Consider the following 24882-nt stretch of genomic DNA (forward strand, 5'->3'; position numbering starts at 1 on the left):
ACATCGAACACGGAGGAAGGCATGGGCGCATCGACGGCGCCGGCCGCGTCCGGCCGCCCGCCCGTCGGCCCGCTGGGCCTGCCCGGCGCGTACTGGTGGATCTGGACGAGCATTCTCGTCAACTGGCTGGGCGCCTTCACCGGGCCGATCCTCGCCCTCTCACTGACCGACGCCCGCGGCTACTCCGTGTCGTACGCGGGTTTCGTGGTCTCGCTGCTCGGCGCCGGAGCCATCGCGGGTTCCGCGGCGGGCGGCATCCTCGCCGACCGGATCGGGCGCCGGCGGACGATGTTCGCCGGCCACTGCCTCACCGCCGCGAGCATGGTCCTGCTCGGGCTCGGCACGGACCGGGCGACGGTGAGCGCGGCGGCGTTCGCCGTGGGACTCGGGGCCGCCTCGGTGCGGCCGGCCGCCCAGGCCTCGCTCGCCGACCTGGTCCCGTCCGCCGACCGGCCGCGTGCCTTCGCCTACAACTACTGGGCCGTCAACACCGGCACCGCGGTCTCCGCCGTCCTCGCCGGGCTGATGGTGGAGCACGGCTACACCCTGCTCTTCCTCGCCGACGCCGCGACCACCCTGCTGTGCGGGGCGGTCGTACTGGCGAAGGTCCCCGAGACTCGGCCCGTACTGCCGCGCCCGGCGGACCGCGCCCGGCGGGAGACGGCGCGGGCCGGTTCTCCGGTGCCGCTGCGCAAGGACGCCCCCTTCCTGCTGTTCGTCCTGCTCACGCTGGTCTTCGCCGCCGTGTACGAGCAGAAGGCCGCGGCCCTGCCCGTCGTGGTCACCGGGCACGGCCACAGCGCGGCCACCTTCAGCCTGCTGATGGCGCTGAACGCGCTGCTCGTCGTCCTGCTGCAACTGCCGGTCACGAAGCTGGCCGCGGGCCGCTCACGGGCCGCCGTGCTGCTCGCCGGAGGAGTCCTCGTGGGCGTCGGCTTCGGGCTCACCGGCCTGGCGACGGGCACGCCGGCGCTCGTGGGCACGGTGGTCGTCTGGACGGCCGGCGAGATGCTCTACGCCCCGCTGGCGGGTGCCGTCTCCGCCGAACTCGCCCCGGTCCACCGGCGCGGCCGCTACCAGGGCGCGTACGGGACCGCCTGGTCCGCCGCCGCGTTCATCGGGCCGGCCGGCGGCACCTGGGTGCTCGACCACGCCGGTGCGGGAGCCCTCTGGTCCCTGTGCGCGGCGGCGGGCGTCGGGGCCGGCCTCGGCTGCGCCCTGATCCTGCGCACGGCCCGCGGCGGCACCCCGCACCCCGAGAACTTCCGCACGGCGCCCGCCGTGCGGAGCCGCCGACGCGACAACGGGTCGCGCCGGCCGTCCCGGTCCCTCCCCGGACGGGACACCATCATCGAGAGGAACTCCGCATGAGCGAGCGCATCACCCCCAACACCTGCGTCGCGGCCTTCGCCCCGAACACCTGCGTTTCGGCCTTCGCCCCGAACACCTGCGTCTCGGCGTTCACGCCCAACACGTGCGCCCCGGCATACGCCCCGAACACCTGTGCCCCGGCCTTCGCGCCCAACACCTGTGCTCCGGCGTACGCCCCGAACACCTGTGTAGCGGCGTTCACGCCCAACACCTGTGCTCCGGCGTACGCCCCGAACACCTGTGTAGCGGCGTTCACGCCCAACACCTGTGTCTCGGCGTACGCCGCGTAATGCAGACCAGCCAGACCAGCCAGCACCCGAAGCCCGCTCCGGACGGAACCAACCGTCCGGAGCCGGGCTCCGGCCCGTTGTCCGCCATCGTCGCCGGGACACAGGTGTTCAGCGGCTACGGCGGCACCCCGCCCCGGCTGCACCTGGCCGTGTCCGAGCTGCGGGACGCCACCGAACGCCTGCCGTGGCAGACCGACCGGCAGTCCTTCGGAACCTCCTGGGAGAGCCCGGAGCAGGCCGTACGGTCCGCCGAGGGCGAGGCCGTGGAACGCTTCTGCGGAACCTGCCCGCCCGCACGGACCGTCCACGGCTCGTACGAGCAGCTCACCCGGCGCGGACTGCGCGCCCTGGAGCCGCGGACGCTGGTGCTCCACTCGGACCGCCAGTACGCCACCGCGGGCTTTCCGTTCCGGCCCTTCCGGCCCGACTCGCCCGCCCACTGGGTCGAGGGCCGCAGCGCCGTCGACGGCGAACCGGTGCAGGTACCCGCGTTCATGGTCTACACGGCGTGGGCACGGATGCCCCGGCCGCACCCGGAACCCTTCTACGCCTTCCCCGTGATCGGAGGCATCGCCGCCGGCCCCACCGCGGACTTCGCGCTGCTCTCCGCCCTCGAAGAGGTCATCGAACGGGACGCCGTCGCCGTGTGGTGGGCCAACGCCACGGCGCTGCCCGCGCTTCGGCCGACGGACCGGCTGAGCGCCCTGGGAGACGGCGCCGAGCGCGCCTTCGAGACCCGACTGGTCCGTATCGACAACGAGTTCGGCGTCCCCGTGATCGCCGCCGGGGTGCGCAGCAGGGCCGAGGGATGGCTCACCTACGGGTGTGCCGCCCGCGCGGACGAGGAGGAGGCCGCGGCCAAGGCGCTCGCCGAGGCGCACACCCTGCAGATCACCTGCCGGGTCCTGGACGATCCGGCGACGCGCCCGGCCACCCCGGGCCGGCCCTCGCCGCTGAAACCCTGGCGCCGTGACCGCCGTTACCTGGACGACTACCGCGCCGACGGCTCGGACGCCGTCGAGCAGATCTGCCAGCAACAGCTCTATCTGGACCGCCGGGCCGCCGACCGCGTGGCCCCCTGGGCCTGGGACCTGCCCGAGGGCTCCTGGACCGGACCGGCGCGGCGCCCGCGGTACGACGCGGCCGGGCTGGTCGGCCGGGTCGCCGCCGCCGGGTACGACGTCGTGACCGTGGATCTCACCACCCCGGAGGCGGCCGAGGCGGGGATGCGGGTGCTGCGGGTCGTCGTCCCGGGGACGGCCGGGGTCGCCCCCGCCGCCTATCTGCCGCTCGGCCGCCGCCGTATGCAGGACACCGCGGTCCGCCTGGGCCGACGCCGGACCCCGCTGCGCGAGGAGGACCTCAACACCTTCCCGATGCCGCACTCCTGAGCCCGCCGGGGAACACGGTCCGCCCTTCTGTGGTACTGAGTCGGCATGACGGATGACGGATGGCGGATGGACGCCGGATGGACGCTGGACGGAGACGGATGGGCGGACGGATGCGGGCGCCGTGGGCGCGGCGAGTGGTCAGGGCCGGGCTCGCGGGGACGGTCTTCGGCGGTGCTGCCATGGTGGCGTATCTGTGGGTGGACCAGTCCTGGCGGTACTCCGTGACGATGGCCGTGTCGCTGATCGTCGTGTTCGGGGTGGTTCCGGAGATGGTCGGGGCCGGAAGCCGCCGGCGTACCGGGCAGGGAGACCGTTGAGCGCTGACCGTGGAAGTGCGGGAAGCGGGGGAAGCGGGTACTCCGGTACGCCCCTCGCCAAGAAGATCGGAATCAAGGCCGGCCACCGGGTCGCCCTCCGACACGCCCCGGACGCCTTCGACATCCCCGGCCTCCCCGAGGGCGTCACCCCCGCCCCCGGCGGCCCCCGCGACGCGGACGTCACCGTCGCCTTCTACCGCGAGCACGCCACCTTGGCCGCCGAAGCCCCCGCCCTGGTCGCCGAACTCGCCGACGATGCCATGCTCTGGATCGCCTGGCCCCGCAGGGCCGCCGGGCACGTCAGCGACATCGCCGAGAACGACCTGCGCGACCTCTTCCTCCCGCTCGGCGTCGTCGACGTGAAGGTCGCCGCGCTGGGGGAGGACTGGTCGGGGCTGAAGTTCGTACGGCGCAAGGAGAACCGGCGCGAGGGCGTACTTAAGAAGTCCTTACCGTGAACGGCTAGCATCGCGCCGGGAGTTTTCGGCGGCCGGACGGGGTGAGCTCATGGAGGAGTGCAACGCGCCGAGGATCGCCGTCGCCGTGGTCACCATGGGCAACCGCCCCGCAGAGGTCGAGGCCCTGCTGGAGTCCGTCGCCAAGCAGGACCACGCCCCCGCCAGGATCGTCGTCGTCGGCAACGGCTGCCCGCTGCCCGACTTCGCCGCCCGCCTCGCCCTCCCCGGCGAGGTCACCCTCCTCGAACTCGACGAGAACCTCGGCTGCCCCGGCGGCCGCAACCAGGCCCTCGCCCGGCTCAGGGACTTCGGCGACGTCGACATCGTGGTCGAACTGGACGACGACGGCCTCCTCGTGGACGTCGACGTGCTGCGCCGCGTGGGGGAGTTGTTCACGGCCGACCCCCGCCTCGGCATCGTCGGCTTCCGCATCGCCGACGAGCACGGCGAGACCCAGCAGCGGCACGTGCCGCGCGTCGGCGCCTCCGATCCGCTGCGCGGCGGATACGTCACCGGATTCCTCGGCGGCGGCCACGCCCTCCGTACGGCCATGCTCAACGAGGTCGGCGACTGGCCCGCCGAGTTCTTCTTCGCCCACGAGGAGATCGACCTGGCCTGGCGGGCGGCCGACGCGGGCTGGAAGATCCTCTACGCCCCCGAGATCCTCCTCCAGCACCCGAAGACGTCACCCGCCCGCCACGCCATCTACTACCGGGTGAACGCCCGGAACCGGGTGTGGCTCGTCCGCCGCCGCCTGCCGCTGCCGCTCATCCCCGTCCACCTGGGCATCTGGACGGCGCTCACCCTGTTGCGGACCCGCTCCCGGGAAGGGCTGCGGGCCTGGTTCGGCGGCTTCGTGGAGGGCCTGCGGGAACCCGCCGGGGAACGGCGGCCCATGCGCTGGCGCACGGTCTGGCGGCTGTCGCGGCTGGGGCGCCCGCCCGTCATCTGAGGATCGCGGGCGGGTCGTTGCCCGCTGACGGTGAGGGACGAGGATCCCGGCCGTTCACCTCCGCCGACCGGGACCCTCTCGCGTCCCCGGATCCGGCCTCGGCGGCGTCACTCCCCCGAGCAACGCGTCGTACGCGCGCACCCCCGGGCCGGTTCCGTGATGTGATCACATCAGGTCGCGCCAACGGATCGCTAACATGTGGCCAACGGTTCCGCGTCGCACCGACGGCCGACTGGCCTGAAGCCGCCGCACGGCGGTGCCGCGGAGGCTGGAACCGTAGCGGATTCCGGCGGAAGCCGAGGCCGGGAAGAGCCGGCGGAAAACCGCCGCACGGAGGGCGGAATTCCGCCAAGAACGACGGGTTCGGTTCATGGAGCGCGGTCCGTGGTCGCTACGGCGCGCGGAAAGGCAGTGGGCGTCGTGAGGCGGAACGGGCTGCGGTTCGGACTGCTGGGCCCGCCGGTTCTGTACGACGTCGGTGAGTTCGGCGCGCGCGAGCCGAGCGGCGGTGCCGGCGAGGAGGCCGGCGTCCGGGCCATCGGCAGCCCCAAGGTGCGCGCCCTGCTCGCCGCGCTGCTCCTCGAAGCCGGGCGGGTCGTCTCCGTCGAGGCCCTCAAGGACGTGCTGTGGGGCGGCGCACCGCCGGCCTCCGCACAGGCCTCGCTGCACAATCACGTGGCCCGGCTGCGCCGGCTCCTCGACGACCCCGAACGGCTGCGCGCGGTGCCGCCCGGCTACGTACTGCGCGTGGAGCCGGGCGAGTTGGACGTCCACGTCTTCGAACGCCACCTCGCGGCGGCCCGTGGCGCGTACGGCGCCCGCAACTGGGAGCGGGTCGTACGCGAGTGCGCCGCCGCGCTCGCGCTGTGGCGCGGCAGACCCCTGAGCGGCCTGCCGACCGACGCCGCCGGCTACGCGTACGTCCAGCGCTTCGAGGAGGCGCGACTGCTCCTCCTGGAGTGGCGTTACGACGCCGAACTCGCCCTCGGCGGCAGCCGCCTGGACACCCTCGTACCGGAACTCTCGGCCCTGGCCGCCGAACACCCCCTGCGCGAGTCCTACCACCGCCAACTGATGCTGGCCCTCCACCGCACCGGCCGCCAGCCAGAGGCCCTGGCCACCCACCGAGACCTCCGCACCCGCCTCCTGGACGAACTGGGCATAGAACCGGGCCAGGCAGTACGCGAAGCCCACATGCAAATACTCCGCCGCCCACCGGAGACCCACGAGCGCCGCGAGCAGGACGACTGGGCTGGGGGTGCGGGTCTGACGACCTCGCGGGACGACTGGGCTGGGGGTGCGGGTCTGACGACTTCGCAGGATGACTGCGCCGGTGGCGCGGGTCTGGCGACTTCGCGGGACCACTCCGCGCGTGACGCGGGGCAGACGATCCCGCACGATCACTCCGCGCGTGGTGCGGGGCCGGCGACTTCGCGGGACGACTGCGCCGGTGGCGCGGGTCTGACGACTTCGCAGGATGACTGCGCCGGTGGCGCAGGGCTGACGACCTCGCGGGACCACTCCGCGCGTGGTGCGGGGCTGACGCCCTCGCAGGACCACGCTGCCCGTGGTGCGGGGCGGACGACCTCGCACGACCACTCTGCCCACTGCCCCGGGCAGACGACCCCGCACGACCAATCCACCCGCGGCGCGAGGCGGACGACCCCGCACGACCACCTCGCCCACTGCGCCGGGCAGACGACCCCGCACGACCACTCTGGCCGCGGCGTGATGCAGACGACCCCGCACGATCACCCCGCCCCCGCCGCTGGGCTGACGACCCCGCATGATCACCCCGCCCCCGCCGCCGGGCAGCCCACCCCCCACGACCACCTCGCACCCGCCGACGGCGACTCCGCCCCACAGGGGCCACCCGCACTCGACGACGAAAGCCGCACGGGTGGTGCGGGTGGGAACCCAAACCCTCGCTCCCACACACCCGCACCCGCCCCACCCCCCCCCCCACCCCCCCCCTCCCCCCCCCCCCCCCCCCACCTCCCCCCCCCCCCCCCCCGCCGCACCTCCACCCTCACCCCCACCCCCACCCCCACCCCCACCCCCACCGTCACCGTCATCAGCGGCATGGCCGGCGTAGGTAAAACCGCCCTCGCCCTACACGCCGCCCACCACCTGCGGGAACGTTTCACCGACGGCCAGCTCTACCTGAACCTGCACGGCGCCACCCCAGGCATGACCCCCCTCACCCCCACCCACGCCCTCACCGCCCTCCTCCGAGACCTCGGCACGGACCCCCGCGACATCCCCGAACACCCCGACGCCGCAAGCGCGTTGCTCCGCTCCCTCCTCGCCCCCACCCGCACCCTCCTCCTCCTGGACGACGCCGCCACCGCCGCCCAGGTGCGCCCCCTCCTCCCGGCAGGCCCCGGCTGCGCGGTCATCGTCACCAGCCGTTCCCCACTCACCGCCCTCGACGGCGCCCGCCGCTTCCCGCTCACCCCTCTCTCCGCCGAGGAGAGCGCCACCCTGCTCCGCTCCCTCTCCGGCCGGCACGCCGACGACCTCGACGCGGCGCACCCCCTCGTGGAGCTCACCGGCCGCCTCCCCCTGGCCCTCCGCATCGTCGCCGCCCGCCTGGCCGCCCGGCACGCCCTCACCCCGGACGTCCTGGCCCGCCAATTGACCGCCACCGAAGGCCGCCTGCACCACCTGGAGTACGACGACCTCAGCGTCCGCCGCTCCCTCGCCGTCGCCCACGACGCCCTCGCCGCCTCGGACCGCCCGGCAGACCGCGACGCCGCCCTCCTCCTCCGCGGCGTAGGCACCCTGGACCTCCCCACCTACGGCGCCCCCCTCCTCGCCCGCCTCACCGGCACCCACCCGCACCACGCCGAAGCCGCCCTAGACCGCCTCGTAGACGTGGCCCTCCTGGAGGAAACGACATACGGCCGCTACACCCCCCACGACCTGGTCCGCGACTTCGCCCGCGAACTCGCCGACACGGAACCCGAAGCCGACGCCGAGCCCGAAACCGACAAGGTCACCGGCTCCGGCAGCGGCACTGGCGCCGACACCCCCGCCGACACCGCCCTCCGCTGGTACGCCGCCGTGGCCGAACGCCTCCTCACCGCCATCGTCGACCCCGGCCTCGACCAGGACGACCGCCGCCGCCCCACCGCCGCCCAGCCCCCGGACCACCTGGCCGAACTCGACACACTCCCCTCCTTCGAGTCCGCCGAACAGGCCTTCGCCTGGGGCGACATGGAGCTGGAGAACGTCGTGACGCTGGTCGAGCGGTACGCCGACGACCCCGACGCGGTCCGCGCCGCCCGCGTCTCCGCGCTGATCCGTCTCCTCTTCCCGTACGTCCGCCGCAGCGGCCGCGTCGCCGAGATGGAGGCGCTCGGCGCCGCCGCCCTCCGCGTGGCCCGGCGTCTCGGCGACGAGGCCGCCGAGGCGTACGCGCTGGGCGATCTGGCCGGTCTGCACTTCCTGACCGGCCGCCAGAGCGAGGCCCTCGCCCTCAACGACGAGGCCCTGGCCATCTGGTCCCGGCTCGGCCGCCTCTCCTGGATGCGCCGCTGCCTCAACAACCGCGGCCTGCTGCTCGAAGGCCTCGGCCGCTACGAGGAGTCGGGCCTCGCCCTGCGCCGGAGCCTGGAGTACTCACGGCGGTTGAACGACCCGCACGGCGAGGCCGTGACCCACAGCCACCTCGGCAACCTCTACGAGCACACCGACCCGCGCGCCGCCATCGAGCAGCACCGCCGCTCCCTCGCCATCGCCACCGAGCTCGGCGCCGTGATCGTCCAGCACTCCGCGCACTGCAACATCGGCTACGCCCACCTCACCCTCGGCGAACCGGCCGCCGCCCTCCCGCACTTCGAGGAGAGCCTGCGTGTCCTCGGCGGCCACGGCGACTGGCACGGCGAGTCCCAGACCCGCCTCGGCCTGGTCCGCGCCCTGCGCCTGCTGGGCCGTACCGAAGACTCCGGCCACGAGTGCGCCGAACTGCTGCGCCGCGCCGACGCCCGCGCCGACCGCTACACCGGCGGTCTCGCCCGCCACCAGCAAGGACTCCTGCTGCGCGAACGGGGCCGCACCGAGGAGGCGTACGCACAGTGGCGCACGGCCCTCGACGCCCTCGACGGCACGGACGAGAAGGCGGTGGTGGCGGAGCTGCGAGAGCTGCTCGCCGAGGCGGCCGTACGGTGATGAGCGGGCCCTGAGGCCTCACTTCGCGTCGGCATAGCACTCCACCACCGCCGTCGTGAACGGAAACCGCACCGGCGTCCGCCCGAAGGTCAGCCGCCCCGCCAGCTCCGCCGCCTCCCGGATCGCCGTCACGACCGTCGCCGCCTCCTCCTCGGGACAGTGCACGATCACCTCGTCGTGCTGGAAGAAGACCAGCTCGGCGGCCATGTCCGCGCACGCCTGGCGGAGTGCGGCGAGCAGCAGCAGGGCCCAGTCGGCCGCGCTGCCCTGGACCACGAAGTTGCGGGCGAAGCGGCCCCGCGCGCGAGCGTCGGTGGAGGCGTAACCGGGCATCCAGCCCTGCTCGGCGGGCTGTTCAGCCGGTTCGTCCTGCGGTATGCCCGCCTCGTCGCCGAGGCCGTCGCGCGCCCCGGCCGCGGGTGGGCAGGTCCGGCCCAGCCAGGTCCGTACGAGCCGTCCCTCCTCGCCCGCGCGCGCCGCGTCGTCGACGTACGCGACCGCCCTGGGGAAGCGGCGTCTGAGCGCGGCGAGGTTCTTGAGGCCGTCGCCAGAGGTCTGGCCGTAGACCGCGCCGAGCACGGCCAGCTTGGCCTGGGCCCGGTCGCCGGAGAAGGCCCGGTCGGAGACGGACTGGTAGAGGTCGCTCTCGCGCCCGGCCACCTCCATCAGGCCGGGATCGCGGGAGATGGCCGCGAGGACGCGCGGCTCCATCTGGTCGGCGTCGGCCACGACCAGCCGCCAGCCGGGGTCGGCGACGACGGCCCTGCGGATCACCTTGGGGATCTGGAGCGCGCCCCCGCCATTGGTGACCCAGCGGCCGGTTACGGTCCCGCCCGCCATGAACTCGGGCCGGAACCGCCCCTCGCGCACCCAGTCCTGCAGCCAGGACCAGCCGTGGGCGACCCAGATCCGGTACAGCTTCTTGTACTCGACCAGTGGCTTCACGGCGGGGTGGTCGATGGACTCGATCTCCCAGCGCCGGGTCGAGCGCACCTTGATCCCGGCCTGCGCGAAGGCCTTGATGACGTCGGCGGGCAGATCGGGCCGGACCCGGCGCCCGAAGGCCGCGGACACCTCGTCGGCCAGCTCGGCCAGGCGGCGGGGCTCGCCACCGCCTGCGTACCGCTCGCCGAGCATCTCGTGCAGCACCTGCCGGTGCACGTCCGCGCTCCACGGCAGCCCGGCGTGGTTCATCTCGGCCGCGACCAGCATCCCCGCCGACTCGGCCGCGGTCAGCAGCCGCATGCGGTCGGGGTGGGCGGTGGTGTCGTGCCGGCGCTGCTGCTCGGCGTACACCTCGACGAGGTCCGGGAGCGGTACGGGGATGGTGCGGGGTTCGAAGAGGGAGGACTGCAGGCCTGGTTCGGCCGAGCGCTGGGGCGGATCGGGCGGTACGGGGCCGCCGCGCAGCCGGGCCAGGGCGGCGGCGGCCGAGCGTGGTTCGCCGTACCGCCCCTCGTGGCCCAGCAGGAGGGTCTCGGCGTCCTCGACGTCGTAGCACCGCTCCACTCGCACCCCCGCGGCGAGCAGGCGCGGATAGACCTCGGGTGTGGACCGCCAGACCCACCGGCCGACCTCGGGCCGCCCCCGTACCGCCCCGGCCAGGTCCGCCTCCCGCCGCACCGGTCCGGCGAGCAGCCCGTCCGGGCCGAGGGGGGCGAGCTCCACGCCACCGTCCTCGGCCGGAGCGAGTGCCCAGCGGTCGGTCATGGTTGCGAGTGTGGCAGGAGGGTCTGACAACGGCTCGGACCTGCGGATACGGGTCTAGGCGGGCGGGGCCTGCAGATACCCCTCCAGCAGCCGCGCCAGCTCGCTCTCCACGGCCTCCTTTTCGACGCCGAGGCCGGACAGGACTCCGCTGCCGTGCTCGAACTCCAGCAGGGCCAGCAGGATGTGCTCGGTGCCGATGTAGTTGTGGCCCAGGCGCAGGGCCTCACGGAAGGTCAGCTCCAGGACCTTCTTCGCGTCGGAGGAGTACGGCACGAGCTCCGGGCCCTCCGCCGCGGCGGGCGGCAGCGCGGCCTGCGCGGCTTCCCGCACCGCGTCGAGGGTGACGCCCCGGGCGACGATCGCCTTGGCGGCCAGCCCGTCCGGTTCCGCGAGCAGGCCGAGGACCAGGTGGGCGGGAAGCACCTCGGTGTGGGGTGCGGACTTGGCCTCGTTGTGCGAGGTCATGACCACGTTGCGGGCGCGCAGGGTGTAGCGGCCGAAGCCCTGGTTGGGGTCCAGGCCGGTCGACTCCTTGGGCACGAACCGCTTCTGCGCGGCCTGCCGCGTGACGCCCATGCTCTGGCCGATGTCCGTCCAGGACGCGCCGGAGCGGCGGGCCTGGTCGACGAAGTGGCCGATCAGGTGGTCGGCCACCTCGCCGAGGTGGTCCGCGGCGATCACCGCGTCCTGGAGCTGGTCGAGGGGTTCGGAGTGGACCTTCTTGATGGCCGCGATGAGGTCGTCGAGACGCACGGATGACGTGACGGGGTTCGGGTTCGTCGACATGTGTCAACCGTAGGTTGACGACAGAAGGGTGTCAACCTTGAGTTGACAGCCGGATCGCCAGGCCCGTGAAGACCGTCCCGGTGAAGATGTTCAGCCCGCGCGCCACCCGCCGGCTGCGCCGCAGCAGGGCGGAGAGCTTGCCGGACAGCAGGCCGATCGAGCCGTCCACGAAGAACCCCATGACGGTGATGGTCAGCCCGAAGACCAGGAACTGCTCGCGCACATGGCCGAGTCCGGGGTCCACGAACTGCGGCAGGAAGGCCACATTGAAGAGGATCACCTTGGGGTTGAGCAGATTGGTCACGGCCCCCTGCCAGAAGGCCCGCCGCCGCCCCGGCTCCGCCGGCCCGCCCTCCCCAGCCGGGTCCCCGCGGTCCCGGAAGGCCTTCACCGCGAGGTACAGCAGATAGGCCGCGCCCGCCCAGCGCAGCGCGTGGTACAGCGTCGGCAACGACAGGAACAGCGCCGACAGACCGAGCGCGGCGGCCACCGTGTGCACGAACATCGCGCAGGCCACCCCGGCCGCCGCCAGCACCCCGGTCCGTGGTCCGCCGCGGCCCCCCATCGCCACGATGAACATCATGTCGGGGCCGGGGGTGACACAGAGCGCGAAGGCGGCCACGAGGAAGGCCGCGTACGAAGACAAGTCCACCATGGGGCCATGCTCGAAACCGCGGGGGAGTGTGGCGAGCGAATTTCGGGGAGTGAGACGAGTCCTGGAAAACGCCGTGTGGGGCGCGGGTGGACGGTGGTTGACTCAGCTGCCATGACCACGACCACAACGCCGCCCGGAACGGGTCTCACCGAACCCGCCGCCGCAACTCCCGTCCCCGTCACGGATGTTCCGGCGATCGTGGACGAGACGGCCCGGCTGCTCACCGAGCACTACGTCTTCCCGGACGTCGCCGAACAACTGGCGGCCCTGCTGCGCCGACGGCTGGCCGAGGGGGCGTACGACGTCGCGAACGCCGAGGAACTCGGCTCTCTGGTCAGCGCCGATCTGCAGTCGCTCAACAGCGACCCGCACCTGCGCCTCATGTACCACCCGGAGCGCGTACCGCAGGGCAGGGGAGAGGCCGCCGAGGCCGCCATGCGCCGCGAGTTCGACGCCTCCCTGGGCGGCGTCCCGCGTATGCAACTGCTCGACGGCGGCACCGCGCTCCTCGAACTCGCCCCCGTCCTCTTCCCGCTCGCCTGGTCGGCCGAGCCGCTCACCGCGGCGCTCACCCTGGTCGCCCGCGCCGACGCCCTGGTCCTGGACCTCAGGTCCACCAGGGGCGGCGATCCGGACGCCGTCGCCCACATCTGCAGCTACCTCCTGGACGAGCGCACCCACCTGAACACCCTGTACGCGCGCGTGGGCGACCGTTACGACCAGTACTGGACGCAGCCGCACGTCCCCGGCGCCCGCTTCGGCGGCACCAAGCCGCTCTACGTCCTCACCGGCTCCCGCACCTTCTCCGCCGCCGAGGAACTGGCCTACGACCTCCAGCAGCTGGGCCGCGCGACCGTGGTGGGCGAGCCGACCCGGGGCGGCGCCCACCCGCGCGAGGGCTGGACCGTCCACCCCAACCTGGAGGCCACCATCCCGGTGGCCCGGGCGATCAACCCGGTCTCCGGCACGAACTGGGAGGGCACGGGAGTCCTGCCGGACGTCCCCTGCCCGGCGCCGGAGGCGGTCGACCGGACCCTGACGCTGATCCGGTCCCTGCCCGACCGGCCCGCCTGATCCATCCTTTCCGGATCAGCGGCCGCACCCGTTGTCAGTGCCCCGTGGCACGATCGACGTGTGAGCAGCAGTACGCCCAGCACCGTCGAGCGGGCCTTCGAGGTCGCGCTGTACGCCGAGTCCGATGCCGCATTGGACGCCGGCGCCTCGATGCTGGCCGCCGACCCCGGCGCCGACGGGGAACTGGACCGGCGGGGGCGGGAGTTCGTGGCGTCGGCCTGGGGGCGCGGCTGGCAGCCCGCCGACGTGGTCCGGATCGTGCGCCGCGAGCTGGACGACGTACACGTGCGGCTGGTGTCCGCGCTGATCCGCGCGCAGCAGCCGGACGACCGCCCGCGCGGCCCCCGCTGGACCGCGCAGCTCGACGAACTCGCGGCCGAGGCCGCCGAAGCCGGCAGGCCACCCCGCACCGACCGCTTCTCGCACGCCACCACGGTCCTGGAGCTGTACCGCCTGCTGCTCCGCCTGCCCACGCTGGAGCCGCTGGACGAGCCCGCCCGGCACTCCGCGACCCCGTCCGAGTCCCGCATGCTCACCCGTATCCGCGCGCTGCTCGCCAAGGCCGAGGCGACCGGCTTCCCGGAGGAGGCGGAGGCGCTCACCGCCAAGGCGCAGGAGCTGTCGGCCCGGCACAGCATCGACGAGGCGCTGCTCGCGGCCCGGGCGCCCGCGAAGGACGCCCCGGGCGCCTGCCGGATCGGTGTCGAGCCGCCGTACGAGCAGGCCAAGGCGGTCCTGCTGGACGCGGTCGCCACCGCCAACCACTGCCGGGCCGTGTGGAACGAACCGCTGTGCTTCTCCACGGTCGTCGGCTTCGAGGCCGACCTGGAGGCCGTCGAGCTGCTCTACACCTCGCTGCTCGTACAGGCCACGCGCGCGATGACAAAGGCAGAGGCGGCGCAGCGGGCCGGGGGCCGGGGCCGTACGAAGACCTTCCGGCAGTCGTTCCTCGCGGCGTACGCCCACCGAATAGGCACCCGGCTCGCGGCCGCCGCCGAGACCCAGGTGACCGACGACCTGCTGCCGGTGCTGGCCTCGCGCGAGGTCGCGGTCACGGCGCAGACGGACCGGCTGTTCCCGAGCACGACCACGACCCGGCTGCGCGGGGTGAGCGACGAGGCGGGCTGGACGGAGGGCGCCGAGGCCGCGGACCGGGCCCAGGTGGGGGCCCGGCCACGGCTGCCGTGAGGCGGACCGTCAGTCGCCGGCCTGGGTGAACGGCGTGACCGAGGCGTTCGGCGCGTTCCCGTCGCCCTTGGTCGCGACCTCGCCGTAGGACCAGGTGAAGCTGTGGTCGGCGGTGGAGCCGGGCAGGGTGAACTTCACGGTCTTCACCGGGAGGCTCGCCTTCCCGCCCGCCTCCCCGCGGGTGTACGTGATCGTGAAGGAGGCCGTCGCGTCCTTGGCGAGCGTCAGCTTCTCGGGCGTCGCGGCCTTGTCGGTCGGGACGGTCGTGGAGACGTTCCCGGCGTAGAGGTCGACGGCGGGGAAGCCCTTCAGCGTGCACTTGGTGTCGCGGTTGGTGAGGGTGACGGTCACGTTCCCGGTGTCGCCGGCGGACGGGGCCGCGCTCGCGGCGACGTCCACGCCGAGCGAGTCCAGGACACACGCGTCGCCGGTCTTCTTCGCGGCGCCGTCGTCACCGCCGTTGTCGTCGCAGGCGGTCAGGAGGAGGGCCGCGGCGAGGGCGGCGACGGTGACGTGGGTGGCGCGCATGTGGTTCCTTGGGTGCTTCGGGGCGTGAGGCCGCGGATCGAGTCCATGGATCATCACGTACGGAGCCATGGACCGGCGAAACGGGGTTACTGCCCGAGACTCGCCGTGGGCAGGCCCGTCGGCAGCTTCCCGCCCTCCGACTTGGTGAACGTCTCCTTGCCGAGACTCCCCGACCAAGTGACCGCCATGGACTTCGAGTTGACGGAGTCGACCATGCCGGTCGCCCGGTCCTTGCTGCCGTCCGTGCACGTCAGGTGGATCATCTCCATCCCGGCCTCCTTGCCCGCGGTGCCGCTGCACACGGAGCCGCCGGTGGAGAAGAGGCCGGCCTCCTTGCCGGTGATCACCAGGGCGACGGCCTTGCCGCCGGTGGTGGCGAGCCAGCTGCCCTGCAGCCCGTCGGAGGCGGCCGTCGCCTCGCCGCTGCTGCCGCCGGTGTCGGCGGTCGACGTCGCCGAGGCGCTCGTGCTTGCGCTGGCCGAGGAGTCGTCGTCAGAGTCGCCACCGCTGCTGCAACCGGTCAGTACGAGTGCCCCGGTCAACCCTGCGGCGGCGGCAGCGATCCGCAGCTGCCGGCGCGACGCCGTGCGGGCGGGACGCGTGAAGGTCGCCGAAGTCACAGGAAGCTCCCAAGCTGTAGCGTGCCGAGACCGGACCGCCGGACGCCAAAGCCCGACGCCCGCAGCAAGCTACCAGCCCCACCCGTCCCACCCATGGGAAGCACCTGTGAGCCTTACCGGAAGGACTCACACCCTCCCAGCCCCGGGCGAGCCCGCCCCCGCGGCTGCCGAGCACCCCGCCCCCCGGCATCCGGCAGCAACGGCACCCGACAACCAGAAAGCGCCGCCCGCCCAGCCGCTGAACGCCCCCGCACGCCCGTGCTGCAGGGCGCCCCGAACCCTCCTCGCTCCAGCCGCCCCATCGCCCCTACCCCCCTCACCGGGACGACTTCCGTACCCCCTGGCCGATAGGCGCCCCGAACACCTCCCCCGCTCCGCGCCCCGCGCTCCGCGCCCCGCGCCCCGCGGCTCCGCGCTCCCGCGGCTCCGCGCTCCCGCGGCTCCGCGCTCCCGCGGCCCCGCGCTCCCGCGGCCCCGCGCTCCCGCGCCCCGCGGCCCCGCGCTCCCGCACCCCAGCCCCCCGTCGCCCCTACCCCCTCACCAAGACGCTTTCCGCACCCCCGGCAAATACCCCGCATGCGCCTGCCCCCGCAGCCCCACCCGCGACAGCCCGAACGCCCGGAAATACCCCCGCGGTCGCCCGTCCACCTGATCCCGGTTCCGTACCCGCGTCGCGCTCGCGTCCCGCGGCTGGCGGTGCAGCTCACGCTGGGCCGCCAGCCGTTCCTGCTCCGTGGACGTCGGTCGCCGGATGATCTCCTTCAGCTCGGCCCGCCGCTCCGCGTACCGCGCGACGACCTCCCGCCGCTTCTCGTTCTTCGCGATCTTGCTCTTCTTCGCCATCAGACCCGCACCCCCCGCGCCCGGATCCGCGCCACGGCCGCCTCAACGCCGATCGCGTCGACGGTCCTGATCCCCCGCGCGCTCAGCCGCAGCCGCACATGACGGCCCTCGCTCGGCAGCCAGTACCGCTTGCTCTGGACGTTCGGGTCGAAGCGGCGCGAGGTCCGCCGGTGGGAGTGGGAGACGCGGTTGCCGAAGCCTGGCCGTGCCCCGGTCAGCATGCAGTGCGCGGACATCGAGTGACGTACCTCTCCTGAAGCGATCCCAGAAGCCCTGTCGCTAATGGAATTCATTTTCAGTAAGATACCAGCATGGCACGCAACGAACTCCGCCCGGTCATCAAACTCCGGTCGACGGCCGGCACCGGCTACACCTACGTGACCCGCAAGAACCGCCGCAACGACCCGGACCGCATGACGCTGCGCAAGTACGACCCGGTCGCAGGCCGCCACGTCGACTTCCGAGAGGAGCGCTGAACCACCGCCATGCGCAAGGCAATCCACCCGCCCTACGGCCCCGTCGTCTTCCGTGACCGCGCCGCGAACCACGCCTTCCTCACCCGCTCCACGATGACGAGCGGAAAGACGATCGAGTGGGAGGACGGCAACACCTACCCGGTCGTCGACGTCGAGATCTCGAACGTCAGCCACCCCTTCTACACCGGCACGGCCCGCGTCCTGGACACCGCCGGCCGCGTCGAGCGCTTCGAGCGTCGTTTCGGAAAGCGGGGCGGCGCGTGAGCCTCTCGGTGGCGATCGTCGGCGGGCTGCACGCCGACGCCCGCCGGGCGACGGTCGCCCGGCTGCTGACCGAGGTGCCCGGCAGCGTCGTACTCCACCACGACCTGGCAACCGCCGCCGCGGGCACGGTCGTCCGCACGATCCGCGACGCGACCGGCATCCGCTCGGCCGGCGAGACACCCCTGGTCAACGACTGCGCGTGCTGCGCCCTGCGCGAGGACCTCGTCCCCGAGCTGCGCCGCCTCGCCGCCGACGGCACCACCCGGCTCGCCGTCGTCGAACTCTGGGACTCCGTCGAGCCCAAGGCGATGGCGGAGGTGGTGGCGGCCGGCGGCCTGACCGTCACCGGCGTGATCACGGCCGTGGACCCGGCCCTGGTCCTGCCCTACCTCGGCAACGGCGACGACCTCGCCGAACGAGGCCTCGCCGCGGCCGCCACCGACCAGCGCACGGTCGCCGACACCTTCGCCCGCCAGCTGGAGTACGCCCCCGTCCTCGCCGTCACCGACTCACCGGAGGCGGATGACGAGGACCGCGAGCTGCTCGCCCAGCTGCATCCGACGGCCCGCCAAGTGCCCGTGCGGGACGCTCCCTCCCAGGCATCCGCAATTGCACCGACCCGTCCGCAGGCCCTCCACAACACCTCCCCGTCGGTCTTCCCGCCCACCCCGCTGGCCCGGGCCGCCCTCGCCGGCTTCGACGTCGAGGCGGCCGCCGCCGCCCAGCACCCGGCCTGCGCCCTGCTCCCCGCCGAGGCCGACGCGCACGGCGTCTGCACCCTCGTATGGCATCGGGAGCGGCCCTTCCACCCGGAGCGGCTGTACGAGGCGCTGGAGGATCTGACCTGTGCGGCCGCCCGCAGCCGGGGCCGGTTCTGGCTCGCCGACCGGCCGGACACGCTGCTGCACTGGGACGCGGCCGGCGGGGCGCTGTGCGTGGAGGGCGTCGGGCCGTGGCTCGCGTCGCTCCCGGACGGCGCCTGGGACATGGTGCCGCCCGTGCGCCGGGCCGCCGCCGCGCTGGACTGGCACCCCGAGCACGGCGACCGCTGCCAGCACCTCGTCTTCACCTCGCCCGGCCTCGACCGCGACGGGCTCGAACGGCTCCTGGAGTCCTGCCTGTTGACCGACGCCGAGTACGCCGCCGGGCGGGACGCCTGGAAGCGGCTGCCGCCCGCCTTCGACACCCTCCTGGAGGTCTGAACCCCATGGTCCGCAAGCCCGAGCGCAAGCCCGCCAAGAACCGCCCCAACCCGCTGGACGCGGCCGGCGTCACGTACATCGACTACAAGGACACCGACCTGCTGCGGAAGTTCATCTCCGACCGCGGCAAGATCCGCAGCCGCCGCGTCACCCGCGTGACCACCCAGCAGCAGCGCCAGCTGGCCCGCGCGATCAAGAACGCGCGGGAGATGGCGCTGCTGCCGTACTCCAGCAGGTGAAGCCAAGGCCAGGCCGTATAGGTAGGAGATTCCCTACGATTGACATGTAGGGAATCTCCTACCTATCGTCGTCCCCATGAACATCACCCACGCCTCCTTCGTCACCCTCCCCGTCTCCGACCAGGACCGCGCCCTGCGCTTCTACCGGGATCTGCTCGGCTTCGAGGTCACCGCCGACCTGGATCTGCCGCAGGGCCGCTGGCTCCAGGTGGCGCCCAAGGGGGCACAGACCGTGTTCACGTTGTCCGGTCCGGGGATGGGTGGTTTCGAGGCCGGTTCGGCGCAGGGGATCATGTTGGTCACGACCGACGTCGACGCGGACTGCGCGCGGCTCGCGGAGGCGGGGGTCGCGGTGGAAGGGCCCGGCGAGTTCCCGTGGGGCCGGATGGCCTCCTTCGCGGACCCCGACGGCAACGGTCTGATGCTGCTGACGGAGGCACACCAGTAGGAAGGCCCGCATGACCGGAGCCGGGGCCCGCGAGGCCGTCGAGGACCAGGTCTTCGCCGCGCTCGCCAACGCCACCCGCCGCGAGGTGCTGCGGCTGCTGCGCGACGGCGGCCCGCAGCCCGTGCAGGCCCTGGCCGACCACTTCGACATGCGCCGGCCGAGCCTGTCCGAGCACCTCAAGGTGCTCCGGGACGCCGGCCTGGTCTCCGAGCAGCGCTCCGGCCGGCAGCGCATCTACCGTCTGGAGGCGGCCCCGCTCGCCGAGGTGCAGGACTGGCTCCATCCGTACGAGCGGTTCTGGCGCGAGCGTCTGAAGGGCCTCGGCGAGCTGCTCGACCGCATGCCGGACGATGGCGCGACATGAGCACCGAACCGAACGCCGCACCGGGCGGCGAGCCCGCCGAGGACCTCACCGTCATCCGCGTCGACCAGTTCTTCCCGCACCCGCCCGCCAAGGTCTGGCGCGCCCTCACCGAGCCCGAGCTGCTCGTGCAGTGGCAGATGCAGGGAGCCGAGGACTTCCGTCTGGAGGTCGGCCACCGCTATCGGCTGACCTCCGTACCGCGGCCGAACACCGACTTCTCCGGTGTCGTGGACGTGCAGGTCCTGGCCTACGACATCGAGCGGATGCTGTCCGTCCGGTGGGCCGACGCCGATCCGGCCAATCCCGCGGACTGGACCATCACGTGGACGCTGGAACAGGAAGGGCGCGGTACGCGTCTCTTCCTAGTGCACGAGGGATTCGATCCCGACGATCCGGCGCAGCTGATGGCGCGGAGGATCATGGGCAGCGGCTGGCGGTCGCATGTCCTGCGGTCTTTGGGGCACACGCTGGAGCGACTCCGGTAAAGGGGCCGTCAAAGCTGTAACCACGGGAACACCCCGCGTGCACGTGCATCTGCTCATGCATCTGCACGTGAACAGGGCTATGATCCGGAACAGTTGACCTCTGCATCAATGGCCCCAAGGCCACCGCACCACACGGGAGCGACCTGTGGACCACGACGTGTACAACGGCATGGCAGCCACGGAGCTGAACGGGGTGGCCTGGCAGAAGAGCCGGCACAGCAACTCGCAGGGTTCCTGCGTGGAGTTCGCCCGGCTGCCCGGCGGGGACGTGGCCGTGCGCAACTCCCGCTTCCCCGACGGACCCGCGCTCGTCTACACGCGCGCGGAGATCGTGGCGATGCTCGCGGGCGTCAAGGACGGCGAGTTCGACCACCTCGTGGCGGGCTGACGGTCCAAGGCCCGGACCGATGGCGTAACGCGCGTAGAACCGCGGCGTCGAAAAACGCCGCGGTGCCTCACTCGGTGCGGTCTGCGGCGCCGGCCTGCGGGTTCGGCAGCTGGAACAGGGCCCAGACCACCTTGCCGCCGAGGGTGCCCGCGAGCGGGTGCCAGCCCCAGCCGTCGGCGAAGGAGTCGACGAGGAACAGGCCGCGGCCCGACTCCGCCGAGAAGTCCTCGGTCTCGCGCTCGACCGGGCTCTCCGGGCTGGGGTCGCGCACCGCGCACACCAGCCGCTCGGGCCAGCGCATCAGGTGCAGCCGTACGGACGGCGTCTGTTCGACCGTGCACACGGCGCCGGCCGGCAGCGCGTGCCGCAGGGCGTTGGTGACGAGTTCGGAGACCACCAGGCAGATGTCGTCGAAGCGGTCGCCCATGTCCCACTGGTCGAGTGTCCTGCGGGTGAAGAGTCTCGCCTCGCGCACCGCCTCGTAGCGGGCGGGCAGAGCACACGACGCGGCGTTGGACACGGCCGCGGGATCAAGCGGCGGAAGGCCCTGCCGTAACGGCTCGAGCATGGTCGATCCATTCGTCCCCATGCGAGGCACTCCCGGGAATTCGCGGTCGTTGCGATGCAGCGGTTGCGCGGGACCATGGTTTCGGATGTGGGGTGCAGATGCAAGGTGCAGATGCACGTGCACGTGACCGATATGGAGGCCCCCGTACCGTTTGTTGGTCATTTTTTCCGCCAACTTCCCTCCCCCTACTTGCCAACTCCTTCCCGTTTCCTGTGCAGAATCTTTGGCTCTTTTCCTTCTCTGTAATCGGACGAGTACTGCTCGGAGTGTTTTAGTGGCAGACTTCGGCCCCTGAAGGCGGTTGGGGAGGCTGGCGAACGTGAGCGTGGGAGAGCCCGGATCGGTGGTGCGGCGCATGCTGCTCGGCTCGCAACTCAGGCGGCTGCGCGAGGCGCGCGGCATCACCCGTGAGGCGGCGGGGTACTCCATCCGCGCCTCCGAGTCGAAGATCAGCCGGATGGAACTGGGCCGGGTGAGCTTCAAGACACGGGACGTAGAGGATCTGTTGACGCTGTACGGCATCACCGACGAGGTGGAGCGGACCTCGCTCCTCTCCCTCGCCCGGGAGGCCAACGTGGCCGGTTGGTGGCACAGTTACTCGGACGTACTGCCGAGCTGGTTCCCCACCTATGTGGGCCTGGAGAGCGCGGCCTCGCTCATCCGGGCGTACGAGGTGCAGTTCGTGCACGGGCTGCTGCAGACCGAGGCGTATGCACGTGCAGTGGTCAAGCGCGGCATGAAGGGCGCGAGCGAGTCCGAGATCGAGAAGCGGGTCGCCGTGCGCCTGGAGCGGCAGAAGTACCTCGTCTCGGAGAACGCCCCCGACTTCCACATCGTCCTCGACGAGGCCGCGCTGCGCCGTCCGTACGGCGACCGCGAGGTGATGCGCGGTCAGCTCCAGCACCTGATCGAGGTCTCGGAGCATCCGAACGTACGGCTGCAGATCATGCCGTTCAGCTTCGGCGGCCACTCCGGCGAGAGCGGCGCCTTCACGATCCTCTCCTTCACCGAGTCCGACCTGACCGACGTCGTCTACCTGGAACAGCTCACCAGCGCCCTCTACCTGGACAAGCGCGAGGACGTGGCCCAGTACGAGAAGGCGCTCAAGGAGCTCCAGCAGGACAGCCCCGGTCCGGACGAGAGCCGGGATCTTCTACGAGGTCTCCTCCAGCTCTCCTAGGGTTTTCCCCAGAACCTCGCTCAGCGTCCCCAACTCTCCTGCGTCACAAGTACGATGACGTGTGATCAGTCCGTGATGTAGATCGCGTGTCTGCTAGTGATTTGGGGATCACATGTCGTCGTACTTCACCGACCTGGCCCAGCAGTACATCGACGGTGAGTGGCGCCCGGGGACCGGCTCCTGGGACATCATCGACTTCAACCCGTACGACGGCGAGAAGCTGGCGTCGATCACCATAGCCACGGTCGACGAGGTCGACGAGGCGTACAAGGCGGCCGCCAGGGCCCAGAAGCAGTGGGCGAAGACGAACCCCTACGCCCGCCGTGCCGTCCTGGAGAAGGCGCTGCGCCTGATCGAGGAGCGCGAGCAGGAGATCACCGAGGTGATCATCGCCGAGCTCGGCGGCACCTATCTGAAGGCCGGCTTCGAACTGCACCTCGCCAAGGAGTTCCTGCGCGAGTCGATCCAGTGGGCGCTGCGCCCCGAGGGCAAGATCCTGCCCTCGCCGGTGGACGGCAAGGAGAACCGCCTCTACCGCGTCCCGGTCGGCGTGGTGGGCGTGATCAGCCCCTTCAACTTCCCCTTCCTGCTCTCGCTGAAGTCGGTCGCCCCGGCCCTCGCGCTCGGCAACGGCGTGGTGCTCAAGCCGCACCAGAACACCCCGATCACCGGCGGCTCCCTGGTCGCCAAGCTCTTCGAGGACGCGGGCCTGCCCGGCGGCCTCCTGAACGTCGTCATCACCGACATAGCCGAGATCGGCGACGCCTTCATCGAGCACCCGATCCCCAAGGTCATCTCCTTCACCGGCTCCGACAAGGTCGGCCGGCACGTCGCCACGGTCTGCGCCGCGAACTTCAAGCGCTCGGTCCTCGAACTGGGCGGCAACAGCGCCATCGTGGTCCTCGACGACGCCGACATCGACTACGCGGTCGACGCGGCGGTCTTCAGCCGGTACGTCCACCAGGGCCAGGTCTGCATGGCCGCCAACCGGGTCCTCGTCGACCGCTCGATCGCCGACGAGTTCACCGAGAAGTTCGTCGCCAAGGTGAAGACCCTCAAGGTGGGCGACCCGAGCGACCCGGCCACCGTCATCGGCCCGGTGATCAACTCCTCGCAGGCGGAGGCCATTTCGGGCGTCGTCGACCAGGCGGTCACCGAGGGCGCCACCGCCCTGCTGCGCGGCGCGACCACCGACAACCTCATCGAGCCCTCGGTCCTCACCGGCATCCCCGCCGACTCGGCCCTGCTGCGCCAGGAGGTCTTCGGCCCGGTCGCCTTCGTGATCCCCTTCGACGGCGAGGACGAGGCGGTCCGCATCGTCAACGACACCCCGTACGGCCTGAGCGGCGCCGTCCACACCGGCGACGTCGAGCGCGGCGTCTCCTTCGCCAAGCAGATCGACACGGGCATGTTCCACGTGAACGACGGCACGGTCCACGACGAGCCGCTCGTCCCCTTCGGCGGCGAGAAGAACTCGGGCATCGGCCGCCTGAACGGCGAGGGCACCGTCGAGTGCTTCACCACCCAGAAGTGGATCTCGGTGCAGCACGGCCGGAGCGGCTTCCCGTTCTGAGCGCTCGACAAAGTGCTTGAGCCCGGGCCATTGAGGACAGCATCCGACCTCAATGGCCCGTAGCTTCGTCGGTGTCAGGCAGGGGGACGACTCCCCGCCACCGGCGAAAGGCGACGGTCATGGTCACTCACGTTCCCGCGGAGGCGCAGGGCGACGAGCGCGGAGCACTGCTCGCGTTCATCGAGGAGCAGCGCGGCGGGATCCGCAGGGCACTGCTCGGGCTGACCGAGGAGCAGGCGGCGAGCAGGCCGAGCGCCAGCGAGCTCTCCCTCTCCGGGCTGCTCAAGCATGTCGCCGAGGTCGAGCAGGGCTGGATCGCCAGGGCCAAGCAGGAGCCGCCGGCGATCAAGCGGGACGAGACCAACTGGCACGAGACCTTCCAGCTCGTCGACGGGGAGACCGTCGCGTCCCAGCTCGCGTACTGGGAGAAGGTCGCCGCCGAGACCGAGGCGTACATCCGCTCCGTACCGAGCCTCGACGACACCTTCCCGCTGCCGAACGACCCCTGGTTCCCGCCCGAGGGCCGCGTCTCCGTCCGCTGGCTCTGTCTGCACCTGATCCGCGAGACGGCCCGGCACGCCGGGCACGCCGACATCATCCGCGAGTCCCTCGACGGCGCCACCGCCTTCGAACTCGTCGCCAAGGAGCAGGGCACGAGCTGGGGCTGACGTCAAGGGTCCTACGCTGGCCCCATGTCAGCGATCCGTCTCCTCGTGCTCGGCGCGGTCCGCCAGCACGGGCGGGCCCACGGCTATCAGGTGCGCAACGACCTGGAGTACTGGGGCGCGCACGAGTGGTCCAACGCCAAGCCCGGCTCGATCTACCACGCGCTCAAGCAGATGGCCAAGCAGGGGCTGCTGCACGCGCACGAGATCGCGCCGTCCACGGCGGGCGGCCCACCGCGCACGGAGTACGAGATCACCGAGGCGGGCACCGGGGAGTACCTCCGGCTGCTGCGCCAGTACCTCACGGCGTACGACCAGAAGCCGGACGTGCTCACGGCCGCGCTCGGCTTCATGGTCGACCTCGACCGCGAGGAGGTCGTCGCGCTCCTGGAGGAGCGGGTGCGCGGCATCGAGGCGTGGCGCAAGTCCGTGACGGAGTACTACACGCCCGAGGACGGCCCCGGTCAGCTCGGCCACATCGGCGAGATCATGAACTTCTGGGTCCACTCCGCCGACACCGGCGCCGAGTGGACCCGGGGGCTCATCGAACGCATCCGAGGCGGGGCCTACACCTTCTCCGGGGAGGGCGAGCCGTTCGTCGGTGTCCTCGCGGAGGGCCAGGAGAACCCGTACGCGACCGGGCGGCCGCACTACGGGGACGCTCACTGATCAGG

29 protein-coding genes are annotated in these 24882 nt (G+C 72.2%); 21 read left to right on the forward strand and 8 right to left on the reverse strand.

The window, feature by feature from the left end; all coding sequences use genetic code 11:
* Positions 1-21 precede the first annotated feature (21 nt).
* The 7 genes from MQP27_RS48760 (at position 22) to MQP27_RS48790 (ending at position 8952) form a co-directional block, all read left to right on the forward strand.
* The gene (locus MQP27_RS48760; protein ID WP_242778349.1) at positions 22-1371 is read left to right on the forward strand and encodes an MFS transporter; all 1350 of its coding nucleotides are present in this window, start codon (positions 22-24) and stop codon (positions 1369-1371) included.
* Positions 1368-1661 (forward strand): hypothetical protein, encoded by a 294-nt coding sequence (locus MQP27_RS48765; protein WP_242778352.1) that lies wholly within the window; start codon positions 1368-1370, stop codon positions 1659-1661. Before MQP27_RS48760 ends, MQP27_RS48765 begins: the two co-directional genes overlap by 4 nt.
* Positions 1661-3052 (forward strand): YcaO-like family protein, encoded by a 1392-nt coding sequence (locus tag MQP27_RS48770; protein ID WP_242778355.1) that lies wholly within the window; start codon positions 1661-1663, stop codon positions 3050-3052. The genes MQP27_RS48765 and MQP27_RS48770 overlap by 1 nt, the downstream gene beginning before the upstream one ends.
* Before the next feature lie 77 nt (positions 3053-3129).
* Complete coding sequence (locus tag MQP27_RS48775) at positions 3130-3369, forward strand: hypothetical protein (RefSeq protein WP_242778358.1); 240 nt, start codon at positions 3130-3132, stop codon at positions 3367-3369.
* Complete coding sequence (locus MQP27_RS48780; RefSeq protein ID WP_242778361.1) at positions 3366-3827, forward strand: DUF3052 domain-containing protein; 462 nt, start codon at positions 3366-3368, stop codon at positions 3825-3827. Before MQP27_RS48775 ends, MQP27_RS48780 begins: the two co-directional genes overlap by 4 nt.
* A 49-nt stretch (positions 3828-3876) precedes the next feature.
* A complete protein-coding gene (locus MQP27_RS48785; RefSeq protein ID WP_242778364.1) occupies positions 3877-4779 on the forward strand; it encodes a glycosyltransferase family 2 protein in 903 nt (300 codons plus the stop codon).
* A gap of 411 nt (positions 4780-5190) precedes the next feature.
* Positions 5191-8952, forward strand: a complete 3762-nt coding sequence (locus MQP27_RS48790) for an AfsR/SARP family transcriptional regulator (protein WP_443735771.1) — start codon at positions 5191-5193, stop codon at positions 8950-8952.
* An 18-nt stretch (positions 8953-8970) separates the two neighbouring features.
* Here MQP27_RS48790 and MQP27_RS48795 read toward each other — a convergent pair whose 3' ends face one another.
* Genes MQP27_RS48795 through MQP27_RS48805 form a run of 3 tightly spaced genes read right to left on the reverse strand, consistent with a single transcriptional unit; the run spans position 8971 to position 12103 of the window.
* On the reverse strand, positions 8971-10662 hold the full coding sequence (locus tag MQP27_RS48795; RefSeq protein WP_242778369.1) for a bifunctional 3'-5' exonuclease/DNA polymerase: 1692 nt from the start codon (positions 10660-10662) through the stop codon (positions 8971-8973).
* 54 nt (positions 10663-10716) lie between these two features.
* Positions 10717-11448, reverse strand: a complete 732-nt coding sequence (locus MQP27_RS48800) for a Clp protease N-terminal domain-containing protein (RefSeq protein ID WP_242778372.1) — start codon at positions 11446-11448, stop codon at positions 10717-10719.
* A 31-nt stretch (positions 11449-11479) separates the two neighbouring features.
* Positions 11480-12103, reverse strand: coding sequence for a LysE family translocator (locus tag MQP27_RS48805; protein ID WP_242778375.1), 624 nt, complete (start codon positions 12101-12103; stop codon positions 11480-11482).
* Between the two features lie 111 nt (positions 12104-12214).
* Here MQP27_RS48805 and MQP27_RS48810 point away from each other — a divergent pair, with 111 nt between their 5' ends.
* Both MQP27_RS48810 and MQP27_RS48815 read left to right on the forward strand, forming a co-directional pair.
* On the forward strand, positions 12215-13177 hold the full coding sequence (locus MQP27_RS48810) for a S41 family peptidase (RefSeq protein ID WP_242778378.1): 963 nt from the start codon (positions 12215-12217) through the stop codon (positions 13175-13177).
* Between the two features lie 60 nt (positions 13178-13237).
* Positions 13238-14365 carry a DUF2786 domain-containing protein gene (locus MQP27_RS48815; RefSeq protein ID WP_242778381.1) on the forward strand — a complete coding sequence of 376 codons (1128 nt, stop codon included), beginning with the start codon at positions 13238-13240 and terminating at the stop codon, positions 14363-14365.
* A 9-nt stretch (positions 14366-14374) separates the two neighbouring features.
* Here MQP27_RS48815 and MQP27_RS48820 read toward each other — a convergent pair whose 3' ends face one another.
* The 4 genes from MQP27_RS48820 to rpmB all read right to left on the reverse strand — a co-directional run bounded on the left by MQP27_RS48820 (position 14375) and on the right by rpmB (position 16592).
* Positions 14375-14893, reverse strand: coding sequence for a DUF4232 domain-containing protein (locus MQP27_RS48820; protein WP_242778384.1), 519 nt, complete (start codon positions 14891-14893; stop codon positions 14375-14377).
* Positions 14894-14979: 86 nt separating this feature from the next.
* Entirely contained in the window at positions 14980-15513 is a 534-nt protein-coding gene (locus MQP27_RS48825; protein ID WP_242778387.1) for a hypothetical protein, read from the reverse strand.
* Positions 15514-16050: 537 nt separating this feature from the next.
* Positions 16051-16356 carry a 30S ribosomal protein S14 gene (gene rpsN / locus MQP27_RS48830; protein ID WP_242778390.1) on the reverse strand — a complete coding sequence of 102 codons (306 nt, stop codon included), beginning with the start codon at positions 16354-16356 and terminating at the stop codon, positions 16051-16053.
* Complete coding sequence (rpmB, locus tag MQP27_RS48835) at positions 16356-16592, reverse strand: 50S ribosomal protein L28 (RefSeq protein WP_242778393.1); 237 nt, start codon at positions 16590-16592, stop codon at positions 16356-16358. Before rpmB ends, rpsN begins: the two co-directional genes overlap by 1 nt.
* Positions 16593-16667: 75 nt before the next feature.
* Between rpmB and rpmG the strand changes: the two genes are divergently transcribed.
* The 8 genes from rpmG (at position 16668) to MQP27_RS48875 (ending at position 20222) form a co-directional block, all read left to right on the forward strand.
* Complete coding sequence (gene rpmG, locus MQP27_RS48840; protein ID WP_030573688.1) at positions 16668-16832, forward strand: 50S ribosomal protein L33; 165 nt, start codon at positions 16668-16670, stop codon at positions 16830-16832.
* A gap of 9 nt (positions 16833-16841) precedes the next feature.
* Positions 16842-17096, forward strand: coding sequence for a type B 50S ribosomal protein L31 (locus tag MQP27_RS48845; protein ID WP_242778396.1), 255 nt, complete (start codon positions 16842-16844; stop codon positions 17094-17096).
* Entirely contained in the window at positions 17093-18298 is a 1206-nt protein-coding gene (locus MQP27_RS48850; protein ID WP_242778399.1) for a CobW family GTP-binding protein, read from the forward strand. Before MQP27_RS48845 ends, MQP27_RS48850 begins: the two co-directional genes overlap by 4 nt.
* Positions 18299-18303: 5 nt before the next feature.
* Positions 18304-18537, forward strand: coding sequence for a 30S ribosomal protein S18 (gene rpsR, locus MQP27_RS48855; protein WP_242778403.1), 234 nt, complete (start codon positions 18304-18306; stop codon positions 18535-18537).
* Positions 18538-18613: 76 nt separating this feature from the next.
* On the forward strand, positions 18614-18985 hold the full coding sequence (locus tag MQP27_RS48860; RefSeq protein WP_242778406.1) for a VOC family protein: 372 nt from the start codon (positions 18614-18616) through the stop codon (positions 18983-18985).
* A 10-nt stretch (positions 18986-18995) separates the two neighbouring features.
* On the forward strand, positions 18996-19349 hold the full coding sequence (locus MQP27_RS48865) for an ArsR/SmtB family transcription factor (protein WP_242778409.1): 354 nt from the start codon (positions 18996-18998) through the stop codon (positions 19347-19349).
* Complete coding sequence (locus MQP27_RS48870) at positions 19346-19834, forward strand: SRPBCC family protein (RefSeq protein ID WP_242778412.1); 489 nt, start codon at positions 19346-19348, stop codon at positions 19832-19834. Before MQP27_RS48865 ends, MQP27_RS48870 begins: the two co-directional genes overlap by 4 nt.
* 169 nt (positions 19835-20003) lie before the next feature.
* Positions 20004-20222: a DUF397 domain-containing protein gene (locus tag MQP27_RS48875; protein ID WP_242778638.1), complete on the forward strand. Its 219-nt coding sequence runs from the start codon at positions 20004-20006 to the stop codon at positions 20220-20222.
* Positions 20223-20289: 67 nt separating this feature from the next.
* On the opposite strand, the gene MQP27_RS48880 is transcribed toward MQP27_RS48875, so the two are convergent.
* Complete coding sequence (locus MQP27_RS48880; RefSeq protein WP_372511480.1) at positions 20290-20811, reverse strand: ATP-binding protein; 522 nt, start codon at positions 20809-20811, stop codon at positions 20290-20292.
* A gap of 322 nt (positions 20812-21133) precedes the next feature.
* Between MQP27_RS48880 and MQP27_RS48885 the strand changes: the two genes are divergently transcribed.
* From MQP27_RS48885 to MQP27_RS48900, 4 genes are all read left to right on the forward strand, one after another.
* Positions 21134-21970, forward strand: coding sequence for a Sco1979 family transcriptional regulator (locus MQP27_RS48885; RefSeq protein ID WP_504979102.1), 837 nt, complete (start codon positions 21134-21136; stop codon positions 21968-21970).
* Between the two features lie 112 nt (positions 21971-22082).
* A complete protein-coding gene (locus MQP27_RS48890; protein WP_242778420.1) occupies positions 22083-23543 on the forward strand; it encodes an aldehyde dehydrogenase family protein in 1461 nt (486 codons plus the stop codon).
* A 119-nt stretch (positions 23544-23662) separates the two neighbouring features.
* Positions 23663-24211 (forward strand): DinB family protein, encoded by a 549-nt coding sequence (locus MQP27_RS48895; RefSeq protein ID WP_242778423.1) that lies wholly within the window; start codon positions 23663-23665, stop codon positions 24209-24211.
* 24 nt (positions 24212-24235) lie between these two features.
* Complete coding sequence (locus MQP27_RS48900; RefSeq protein ID WP_242778426.1) at positions 24236-24877, forward strand: PadR family transcriptional regulator; 642 nt, start codon at positions 24236-24238, stop codon at positions 24875-24877.
* Positions 24878-24882: the final 5 nt, after the last annotated feature.

The organism is Streptomyces cylindrosporus (assembly GCF_022698165.1).
Classification (GTDB): domain Bacteria; phylum Actinomycetota; class Actinomycetes; order Streptomycetales; family Streptomycetaceae; genus Streptomyces; species Streptomyces cylindrosporus.